This is a genomic window from Muribaculum gordoncarteri (assembly GCF_004803695.1).
GTDB lineage: Bacteria > Bacteroidota > Bacteroidia > Bacteroidales > Muribaculaceae > Muribaculum > Muribaculum gordoncarteri.
This window is the reverse complement of record NZ_CP039393.1, coordinates 662,373-673,594: the sequence shown is the minus strand read 5'-3', so window position 1 is coordinate 673,594 and position 11,222 is coordinate 662,373. Positions and strand designations below refer to the sequence as shown.

General features: G+C 50.8%; 6 protein-coding genes. 4 read left to right on the top strand and 2 right to left on the bottom strand.

Going from position 1 to position 11,222, the window contains the following annotated elements; all coding sequences use genetic code 11:
- Nucleotides 1–72 precede the first annotated feature (72 nt).
- Nucleotides 73–1,353, top strand: coding sequence for an NAD(P)/FAD-dependent oxidoreductase (locus tag E7746_RS02890; protein WP_123396130.1), 1,281 nt, complete (start codon nt 73–75; stop codon nt 1,351–1,353).
- A 2-nt stretch (nt 1,354–1,355) separates the two neighbouring features.
- On the opposite strand, the gene E7746_RS02885 is transcribed toward E7746_RS02890, so the two are convergent.
- A complete protein-coding gene (locus E7746_RS02885; RefSeq protein WP_136409770.1) occupies nt 1,356–2,645 on the bottom strand; it encodes a sensor histidine kinase in 1,290 nt (429 codons plus the stop codon).
- Nucleotides 2,642–3,973 carry a sigma-54-dependent transcriptional regulator gene (locus E7746_RS02880; RefSeq protein WP_135947397.1) on the bottom strand — a complete coding sequence of 444 codons (1,332 nt, stop codon included), beginning with the start codon at nt 3,971–3,973 and terminating at the stop codon, nt 2,642–2,644. Before E7746_RS02880 ends, E7746_RS02885 begins: the two co-directional genes overlap by 4 nt.
- Before the next feature lie 216 nt (nt 3,974–4,189).
- Here E7746_RS02880 and E7746_RS02875 point away from each other — a divergent pair, with 216 nt between their 5' ends.
- Genes E7746_RS02875 through E7746_RS02865 form a run of 3 tightly spaced genes read left to right on the top strand, consistent with a single transcriptional unit; the run spans nt 4,190 to nt 11,215 of the window.
- A complete protein-coding gene (locus E7746_RS02875; RefSeq protein WP_136409769.1) occupies nt 4,190–6,535 on the top strand; it encodes an ABC transporter permease in 2,346 nt (781 codons plus the stop codon).
- 12 nt (nt 6,536–6,547) lie between these two features.
- On the top strand, nt 6,548–8,863 hold the full coding sequence (locus E7746_RS02870; RefSeq protein ID WP_136409768.1) for an ABC transporter permease: 2,316 nt from the start codon (nt 6,548–6,550) through the stop codon (nt 8,861–8,863).
- 18 nt (nt 8,864–8,881) lie between these two features.
- Entirely contained in the window at nt 8,882–11,215 is a 2,334-nt protein-coding gene (locus E7746_RS02865; RefSeq protein WP_136409767.1) for an ABC transporter permease, read from the top strand.
- Nucleotides 11,216–11,222: the final 7 nt, after the last annotated feature.

Sequence of the window (11,222 nt, the reverse complement as noted above, 5' to 3'; positions counted from 1 at the left end):
TGCAAAATATCGTGTAAAGATACGCCATTAATATTGATTATTTTACGAATTTTGAAAAAATAACATATCTACATGGATTCCAAAGAAAAAATAGTAGTGGTGGGCGGAGGATTTGCCGGAATAAATTTCATAAAGCGCATTGACCGAAACAAGTATGACGTGCTGCTCATCGACCGTAACAACTATCACAGCTTTCCGCCGTTATTTTATCAAATCGCATCATCGGGCCTCGACCCCGCCAGCATCTCGTTTCCATTCAGGCGCGAAATGCGCAAAATGAAGCCGCGCCCCATCTACAACATGGGCGAGGTGAAGACAATCGATGTCGTCGAGAAGAAACTGACTACACAATTTGAAACCATACACTACGACAAACTCGTCATTGCGGCCGGCACGATCAACAACTACTTCAACATGACCGACCTATATAAATATGTGTACACGCTGAAGAGCACGAGCGAGGCGCTGCGATGCCGCAACGAGATTCTCGACCGCCTCGAACGCGCAAGCATCACCACCGACCTTGAAGAGCGTCGCAAGCTGCTAAGCTTCGTTGTCATCGGAGGCGGCCCTACCGGAGTTGAGGTGGCCGGAGCCATAGGCGAGATGAAGCGTTACATAATCCATCGCGAATATCCGCGAATCAATCCCGATGAGGTGCAGATAATCCTTGTCGAAGGTTCCGACAGGCTGCTTCAGGTCATGAGTCCCTCGGCTTCGCGTCACGCGCTTGAATATCTAAAAAGCCTCATGGTGGATGTGCACCTGCAACGGCGCATGCAGTCCTATGAAGACAATGTATTGACCTTCTCCGACGGCACGAAAATCTACTCCGAAATGGTGATATGGACGGCGGGAGTCACGGGCGTGACATTCGAGTTCAAGGGAGCGTCACCTGAAATGGGTCCGGGGCATCGGTTTGTGGTCGATGAGTTCAATCGCGCACAGGGAATCGACGATCTATTCATTATAGGCGACATATCGTATCACGCCGACGACGCATATCCTCACGGATGCCCGCAACTGGCACAAGTGGCAATACAGCAGGCGCGCACACTTGCAAAAAATCTCAATGACGGGGAATTCAAGACTCCGTTCCGATACAAGGACAAAGGGTCGATGGCCACCGTGGGACGCAATCGCGCCGTAGCCGACCTGAATCACGTGCAACTTTCGGGCTTCCCGGCATGGTTCTGCTGGATGTTTGTGCATCTGATTTCAATACTCGGTATGCGCAACAAGTTCACCGTGCTCATCAACTGGATATGGGCCTACTTCTCCTACCCCACTTCGCTAAGACTGTTGCTGCACCCGAGCCGCTATCCGTTACGTTCGCGCTGGGGCGAGAGATAGCGTCAGGAGAATGTGAGGACAAATGTCGTGTTGCTGCATGACGAATAGGGCCTCAGCGTGAGCGTGCCGCCGTTGAGGTGCATTATCTGCTTGCTCAGACTCAGGCCTATGCCCGATCCGCTTGGCTTGGTGGTGAAGAAAGGCACGAATATCTGCTGTGCCACTTCATCGTCGATGCGCGGCCCGTCGTTGGCTATCTCGATGTTGACGCTCTCGTTACTGTCGCTGCAGGCTTTCATGGTCACTTCACCCTTGTGGTTCATAGCCTCAACGGCATTCTTCAGCAGGTTGGTGACCACCTGGGCTACCAGGTTTTCATCGGCATAGACGATAAGGTCGTCGGCACACTCCGTAACTGTCATCCTCACATTGGACGCCTCCACCTGATACCTGGCAAGTTCAATCATGCGCTCAAGAAACGGCTTCACGTTGAACAATCGCGGACAAGGTGTGGGAATGTGCGTCAGCTTGCGGTAGGAGGCCACAAAACCTATCAGGTCACGGCTTGTGGAATAGATTGTCGACATGCCCTGCCTTATCTCGTCGATATTGTCATCGGGCATCGTCATCAACGTTTCGCTAAGCGATGTTATGGGGGTGAGCGAGTTCATAATTTCATGAGTCATGACGCGCGTAAGCTTCATCCATGTGGTTATTTCACGCTCGTCAAGCGCACGGTTGATGTCGCTCAACGCAACGATACGCATCAGTTCGCCTCTCAGCATCATCCCCGACACCCTCAACGACAGCGTCACCTTGCCGCGCGGCAAGGTCATGTCGACCTGCAGCTTGTCGCCCGACCCGCATTGAGCCAAAGCCTCCATGAGTTCGGGATGCCCCTTAAGCTGCCTAAGGTGGGTGAACACCTCCAGGCCCAGCATCTGCAGCGCCGCCCTGTTTTTCTGATACACGGCACCGGCCGAGTTAAGCACGATTATTCCCGTATCGACAAAATCGAGTATCACCTCGTAGTACTTGTCACGCCGGGCCGCATCGGTGCGCACCTCATTAAGTATCTGCGCTATGCTGTTGAGCATCGTGTTGACCTCGGAATTGACCGAGTGCAGCCTGCGGGTCGAGAAGCGCACACTGCTGTCGCCGTTCTCCAAGGCTGAAAGAAGCAGTTTTATCTTGCGGTCGCTGCGCTTGTAGTAGCTGCACAACTCCACGATGAGGAAAATGAGCCCAATCCCACAAAATGACGCGACAATCCAGTCGCGTGAAAGGCACAGCCCGCCGATTACGGCACACAAAACGACTACAACCGCTATACGCAACAAAAAGCCTTTCATAATCCGAATTTTTTCATCTTGTTGTAGAGTGTCTGGCGCGTTATGCCAAGGCGTGACGCAACCGCGCTCAAGTTCCCGTGACAGTCGTTGACGGCTGCGGTTATCATCTGTCGTTCCATATCTTCAAGAGTGGCTCCGGCCACATCGCCCGGAACGGAAGCCTCAACCTTAGGAAGCTCGAAGTGCGAAGCCCTCAACACAGGGCCGTCGCTTATTATCACGGCTTTCTCGACCGCATGCTCAAGCTCGCGAATGTTGCCGGGCCAATAGTGTGACATGAGTTTGTCACGCGCCGAGCCGTCGAGCTCCGACGCCTCTCGCTTGTACTTCTCGCTGAAACGCTTCATGAACATTTCGGCAAGAGGCACTATGTCATCCTTTCGCTGACGCAACGGAGGTATTTCAAGGTGTATGGTGTTGATGCGATAGAGCAAATCCTGACGGAAGCGTCCGTCGGCAACCATGGCCTGCAGGTCGCAGTTGGTGGCGCATATAAGTCTTATGTCTACATCGACCGGCTTGTTGCTCCCCACCCTCACGATCTTGCGGTTCTGGATGACGGTTAACAGCTTGGACTGCAGGTAGGGAGGCAGATTGCCTATTTCGTCCATGAAGAGAGTGCTGCCGTCGGCAGCTTCAAACTTTCCCGCCCTGTCGGCCGACGCATTGGTAAATGCACCCTTAACGTGGCCAAACAACTCGCTCTCAAACAGGGTTTCGGTCACCGACCCCATGTCGACGCTGAGCATGGGACGCGAGTGACGCGCCGAGCGACGATGCACCGCACGTGCAAGCACCTCCTTGCCGGTACCGTTCTCTCCCGTAATAAGCACATTTGCATCGGTAGGAGCTATTCGCTCAACAAGCGACTTAAGCGCAAGCATGGCCTTGCTCTCGCCCCAATACATGGAGTTATCGTCATCGGCAGCCGCATTTCTCGACTTCCGGCCGCCTGAAGCCTTCAGCAGCGTGTCGACAAGCCTTGCATTGTCCCACGGCTTTATGATGAAATCGACCGCGCCCTCCTTCATTCCTCTCACGGCGAGGTCTATGTCACCGTAAGCAGTAAACAGCACTACAGGCAGGTCGGGATAAAGACGCTTCACACGGTTCAGCCAATATATGCCTTCATTGCCGGTGTTGATTCCCGCACTGAAATTCATGTCAAGCAACAGGCAGTCGGGAACACCGTCACGCAGCACCTCTTCAAGCCTTACAGGCGACTGAAGCGTAATCACCTGATTGAAATAGGGACGCAACAGAAGGCTAACCGCAGCAAGCACACCCCGATTATCGTCGACTACAACTATTTTATTGCGTTTACTCATAATGGACAAATCTACAAAATTATTGTATAACTTTGTAAATAAACAATCATTTTTAGAGCCGCCATACTGTCAACAAATCATACGCTTGTGTCTAAAAATTTTACACTTGCGGAAACAGCATGGAAAACAAACCGTTGACTGTCAATCGATTGCAAGTTTGGCACGATATTTACAACTATTTTAAGTAAACCGATCATTTTTATCAAATAATCCAAGATGAAACTAATATACTATTCATTGACCACTCTTTGGCACAACAAGGCGACTACAGCCATCAAGGTTGTATCATTTGCCTTAGGGCTGGGTATATGTATTATATTGTTCACACGAATAGCCTATGATTTGAGTTACGACACCTGTCTGAACGGTTACGAGAACCTCTATCAACTGAAAACCGACTATAAAACCGCAGGCAATGAATCGGGACAAATCGCAGAGTGCTACGGCGGACTTGCGGGCGCTTTGCTCGAGGAGTTGCCCGATATAGTAGAGTCGGCCACTACCGTCAGGGATTTAGGCGAAGATTCGTTCTCGACTCTCGACGGTGAACGCATTTACGGTCAAAGCCTCGCCGTCGACTCGATGTTCTTCGCCACGATGGGCATCGAAGTATTGTCAGGCAATCCATCACTCGACATGCAGCAGCCCGGCGCCATATACGTGAGTTCGCAATTTGTGAATGATTTCATGCACGGAGAAAATCCCGTTGGCCGCAAACTCTCATTTTTCGACGGAGAGCAGGAAGGCACTATAAAAGGCATATTCAAGTCGCTGCCATCCAACAATTCGCTCAACAGTCCCGACATACTCTTCACTCTGCCGCAGACGCGCCTCGGCATCTGGGGATATGACAGGTGGGACAATCAGAACCGCCGCATGGAGATAGAGAACAACGGCTGGCACAGTTACATACGCCTGAAGGACAACGACATCGACCCCAAGCTGCTCCACCGGCTGATAAACCAAGTACTGGTGAATCACGCACCGCCCACCGACGATAGCAGCGCCGAGATATTTGCCATCCCTATTCGCAAAATAACGCTTGACGACCCCAATGTGCGCCGACTCGTCTTCGTCATGGGAGCCATAGCGCTGGCTATAATGCTGATAACGGCACTCAACTATGTGCTCATGTCGATATCGTCGCTCAGCAAGCGCACCAAAGGCATAGGCGTCCACAAATGCTGCGGAGCCGGCGACGCGGCCATCGGCTCGATGTTCTTCATTGAAACCTTTGTCACCATCATAATTGCCCTGTTGCTGATGTGGGCCATCCTATTCATCGCAAGCGAACCCCTCGAAAGCAAAATAGGCATCACGCTCAACGACCTGTTCAGCGCAGGCAGGGCATGGATCATAGTCGCCGTGGTTGCAGTGATAACCGCGATAGGCGTCATGATTCCGGTGCCCATATTCACGCGAATACCCGTGACAAGCATATTCCGACGCTTCTCCCGCAACAACCCGGGATGGAAACGCGCACTGCTCTTTGTCGAAATAGCCGCTGTGGCACTTATTTTCGCATGGCTGTGCGTCACTACGGTGCAATACATCCACATCTGCAACATCGACAAGGGCTACAATCCTGACCGATTGGTGATGATGCAGACCAACCAACCCGAAGGGATGATGAGTCATCTCAACAATCTGCCCTACGTTGAAGGAACCGCTATATCATTCGGCTCACCCATTGCGCAATATCCGTCACGAACGGTTATGGACGACAGCCGCAATCCCATATTTTCAAGCCGCTACGACATGTGCTCTCCCAACATCGTGGAGCTGGCCGAGATGCAGTTGAAATCAGGCTCCCTGCCGCAACGTGACGGCGAAGCCCTCGTCAACGAGGAATTTGTGAGGCAATACGGACTCCGCGATGATTCACCCGAAGCCATGTCGGGCCGATTCACCGTCTTCCTCCAGAACTCACCGGTCAACGTGACGGGCATAGTCAAGGACTTCGACATCGGCGGCAACCGCATCCATGGAATCAGCGAGCCCATCATCATGACCTACACCAATGAGTCACCGGCTTGGTTCCTCATAAAACTGAAAGAGCCCTTCCGCAAAAATTTCAACGCATTGAACAAAAATCTCGCTGAATCACTCGGAAATGACGGATGGTTTACCTCCTCGGTCAAAGAGCTGGAGGATGCAAAAAACGCACCTGTCAGAAACATAATAACCATATATTGCATCGCGCTCGCTGTGTGCATCATCATAACCGTCATAGGGCTGGTGGGATTCATAGGCGACGACATATACCGTCGAAGCAAGGAGATTGCAGTGCGGAAAATCAACGGAGCGTCGTCACGGCAGATTATCGAGCTGTTGTGCCGCGATTTAATGATGACGGCAGTTCCCGCCACACTCATCGGCACAGTCGTGGCATGGTTATCCCTGCGCGAGTGGTTCATGCAATACACCATCGTGGCACCGCACATCGGAGTGTGGTACCCGGTGTCGGCTGTCACGGTGTTGCTGGCCGTAACCGTCACGGCAACACTGCTCACACGCCGTGTCGCGCTTGAAAACCCCGTAGTATCTTTAAAAAGCGAATAAATATCACCCAAAATGAAACAGATATACTATACACTTCGGTCATTGTCACAAAACAAGGCGGCAACGACAATCAAAGTCCTGTCGCTGACGCTTGGACTCGGCATGAGTATAATATTGTTTGCAGGCATTGCCTACACTCTAAGCTACAACAAATGCCTTCGCGACTATGACAGCATTTACCAGCTGATGATGCAGTTTGAAACGGCAGGAAAAAAATCGGATATAACACGGCAATGCTACGGAAAGCTCGCAGGAAGCCTCTACGAGGAGCTGCCCGACGTGATTGAATCGGCGGTGGCAATGCGCGACTTAGGCAACTGCTTTGACATGGCCGACGGCCGGAATCTGCCCTATTTCACCACCGCAGCCGACTCGCTATTCTTTGAAACAATGGGTATCAATGTGATAAGCGGAAATCCGCGCCTGGATCTTCAACAGAATGATGTGATATATGTAAGCACCCGCATGGTCGACGAAGTTTTCCATGGCGAAAATCCCGTGGGAACCCAACTGATAAGAGGCAACGACAAGGCTACGATAAAGGGTGTATTCGAAGCGTTGCCCGCCAATTGCGACATCACATGCGACATCGTGCTGTCGCTCCCGTCGTTACTTAATCGAGGCATAGGCTATTTTGGCTGGGACGGAGGTTCGGGATGGACCGAATTCGTGCGACTTAAGGACAAGGACATCGATCCCGAGCGGCTCCATGCACTCATAAATCAAGTCACCGAGCGTCACGCACCGCCGGCCGACGACAACAGCTGCGAAACATTTGCCATATCAATTCGTGACTCCATCCTTAAAAACAGCGACTTACGACGCCAGCTCATGATACTCGGAGCTTTGGCTCTGGCACTGTTCCTGATTACGGCGTTAAACTACGCCCTAATGTCAATATCCACATTGAGCAAGAGGGCAAAGGCTATCGGAGTCCACAAGTGTTGCGGAGCCGACAGCAATAAAATATTCGGAATGTTTGTATTGGAAACCGTCACCATCACCCTGATTGCTCTGTTGCTGATGGGAATAATGTGGTGGCTGTTCAATGACACGATAAGTGAATTGACAGGCAACCCGCTGACCGAAATGCTTAACGCCGACCGTGCATGGGTGATAGTAGCCGTGGCACTGATGATGGTAGCCGTGGGAGCGGTTATTCCCGGCCGACTGTTTGCCCGCGTTCCGGTGTCGCAGGTGTTCCGTCGCTTTTCCGAGCGCAATAACGGGTGGAAGCGCGTGCTCCTGTTTATAGAGCTGGTGGGTGTGTCATTCGTATTTGCATGGCTGTGCGCGACATCGCTACAATACCGGCACTTGCGCACGGCCGACAAGGGTTACGATTCCGATCTATTGGTTCAGGTCGAAAACATGACCATGGACATATCGCCCGAAGCAGCCTATAACTTCATCCGAAGCCATCAGGCGGTGGAGGGAATAGCATCATCCTACTCGTGCCCGGCATTCGGTTACTCGGGTGAATATATACGCGACGACAACGGAAACATAATCTTCTCAAGCCGCACCGACGATTGCTCGCCCAACTATGTCGAGGTCATGGGCATGACCCTGCTGGCCGGACGCGCTCCTCAGCAGGAAGGCGAAGCAATTGTCAACCAAGAGTTTCTGCGAAAGTCGGGACTTCCCGAAAACACATCGCCTACAGCCGGCGAGGGCCTGTTTACCAATGCCGAACGTGGACGAGTACGCATCACCGGAATTGTAAAGGACTTCAACATAGGCGGATTCTACGATGAGCAGGAACCCATCATAATGCATTATATCGGCAACCCGGCGTCACCTTTCACGGTGCGCCTTAAACGACCCGTAAATGAGAGCATCAAGCTCCTTAACGAATCGCTCAGCGACTACATGGGCAATGACGGTTTCTGGATACTTCAAGTGAGCGAATTAGGCGCCAACGGATACTCATCGATAAAAATCATGATATTCATCTTCTCTCTTGCTATAATCATAATCGTGATTATAACCTCGATGGGAATGATAGGATTCATAAACGATGAAATCCAACGAAAGAGCAAGGAGATTGCCATACGCAAGATAAACGGTGCGACAGCCCGTGAAGTCGTCGAGCTGCTGTGTTCCAACATGCTGAAAACCGCCGTTCCCGCAGTAGCTATAGGCACATTGGCGGCATGGTTCTTTCAACGGGCATGGTTCAGCCAATACTCCACAGTCGTAAGCGGAATCGGATTGTGGTACGTAGCAATCGCGCTCCTCCTCATCATAGTCGTAATTGCTGTGGTAGCACTAATGACACAGCGCATAGCTAAAGAAAATCCCGTAACATCACTGCGAAACGAATAAATATCCCAATAAAACAAAATGAAACAGGTATACTACGCATGGCGTACAATAGTGAATGCCCGATCGACAACATTCATCAAGGTGTTGTCGCTCGGAGCCGGGCTCATGGTAGCCATTGTGCTGCTCACCATTATCTCCTACTACACCGGTATGGACACGGGCTATCGCGACTACCGGAAACTCTATATGGTATGGACCCAGCCCAAGATGGAAAATGAAAGCCGAAATCCTTCGCCAATGACGTTCGGCCCGTTCAGCCAACACATCAACGAAGAGCTGAGCGATCTTGTAGAGTCATCGACGGTTCTGACCAATTTTTACAGCGGAGGAGGCTACTTCAAGATGGACGGTCAGGAAGTAAATTCAACGGGCGTCGCCGCCGACTCGCTTTTCTTCACTACAATGGGCATCGAGGTGCTTAAAGGCAATCCCTCGGTCGAGCTGGCGCGGCCCGGAACAGCATTTGTCAGCACCAATTTCGTGAAAGAAAATTTTCCCGGAGGCGACCCGATAGGGAAACACATGAGATTCTTTTTTGACTCGGAAGATGTCGAAATTGTGGGAGTCTACAAATCATTACCGCCAAACACTTCGACCCGACCTGACATAGTGTTGTCGATGCCTACCGTTTATAAACTCGGCAACAATTACATAGGCCACGGATGGAACGACCAATTGGCCTGGCAAACCTTACTGCGCGTGAAAAAAGGCACCGACATCGAGGTGCTCAACAAGAAGCTTAACAATATACTTCAGAAAAATCGCCCCGAGGCCGACGGCCTTTCATACGAAGCAATGGCACGCCCCATCAATTACGGAGTATTTGAATATGAGTACACCCGTAACATGATCGTGATACTACTTTCAACCGCACTGATCGTGCTGTTTATCGCGATTCTGAACTACGCGCTGCTGTCAGTGTCGTCGCTCTCAAAACGCGCCAAGATGATCGGTGTGCACAAGTGCAACGGAGCCGGCAAAGGCACGATATTCTCCATGTTCATTGCCGAAACCACATTGATAGTGCTCATGTCGCTTGTCGTAATGGTTGCCACCGCAGCGTTATTCAAGCCCATGATAGCCGAATTATACAACGATTCATTCGGAAAGACACCGTTGCCTGATAAAATAATCATCGCCTTGGTGGTGATGGCCGTCACTATAATAGTGGGCGGTGTGATTCCTGCACATATATTCTCCAAAATTCCGGTGGCCAATGTGTTCCGCCGCTTCAGGGAACGCAATTCACTGTGGAAACGCATATTGCTTTTCATTGAATTTGCAGGCGTGGCCTTCGTTATGGCTTGGCTTGTGATGATTACCGCCCAGTACATCTACATCTCCAACAAGGATCGCGGATGGAATATCCACGACAAAGCCCTGTTCATGTTCAGCCGGTATGAACCCGGAAAAGTGGACGGCATCATAAACTTGACCCGAAACATGCCATATATCGAAGAAACGGCCTACTCGGCATTCACACCCGTGTGGGGACACGTAGGTGAAAATATATACAATGACGAGGGCAATGCAATGTTCTATTCACCCTATGACGAAATTTCGGAAAACTACATCGATGTAATGGGAATGACGCTCCTCCAGGGCCGTGCTCCGAAAAATGTAGGCGAAGCGGTGGTCAACCAGACTTTCATAAAGAAAATGAACCTACGTGAGGAAAATCTGCTCGACAAAAATCCCAATCTGACGGTAGGCACCGACCGTCACAACCGACAACGCATCGTAGGCATAATAAAGGACTATCAGCAGTCATTCAATGAAGAAATCAAGCCGTTGATAATGTATTACAATCCCGAAATTGTGCCTTACATATCCATAAAGCTCAAGGAGCCTTTTAACGCAAACTTCACCAAGCTTGAAGCCGAGATTAAAAATCATTATCCTGAAAGCGAATACAACCTTGTAAGCTACAAGAGCATAGCCGACGAGCAAAACTCGAATACCAAAATCATACAACGCATATTCCTGTCGGTTGCCGTCATAATCGCATTGATAGCGTTTGTGGGACTTACGGGCTTCCTGCGCGATGAGATGCAACGCCGCTCCAAGGAGATAGCCATACGCAAGATAAGCGGAGCTTCATCACTCCTGATAGTAAAGATGATTACATCGGGAATGCTTTGGATAGCCGTCCCGGCGGTAGTTCTCGGCACTGTGGCCGCATTCCTGATAAGCGACATGTGGCTTGACAGTTTCTCCGTGACAGTTCCTTACCTGACGCTGTACTATGTGATCTCGGCCATTGTGGTGCTGACGCTCATAGTGGTGTGTGCCGTGGCCATGACCAGGCATAAGGCATGTGAAAATCCCTCATCGAATTTAAAATCAGAATAAAATATAA

Coding starts and splice junctions, on each gene's coding strand:
- E7746_RS02875 (WP_136409769.1), top strand. CDS start 4,190: ATGAAACTAATATACTATTCATTGACCACTCTTTGGCACAACAAGGCG.
- E7746_RS02890 (WP_123396130.1), top strand. CDS start 73: ATGGATTCCAAAGAAAAAATAGTAGTGGTGGGCGGAGGATTTGCCGGA.
- E7746_RS02870 (WP_136409768.1), top strand. CDS start 6,548: ATGAAACAGATATACTATACACTTCGGTCATTGTCACAAAACAAGGCG.
- E7746_RS02865 (WP_136409767.1), top strand. CDS start 8,882: ATGAAACAGGTATACTACGCATGGCGTACAATAGTGAATGCCCGATCG.
- E7746_RS02885 (WP_136409770.1), bottom strand. CDS start 2,645: ATGAAAGGCTTTTTGTTGCGTATAGCGGTTGTAGTCGTTTTGTGTGCC.
- E7746_RS02880 (WP_135947397.1), bottom strand. CDS start 3,973: ATGAGTAAACGCAATAAAATAGTTGTAGTCGACGATAATCGGGGTGTG.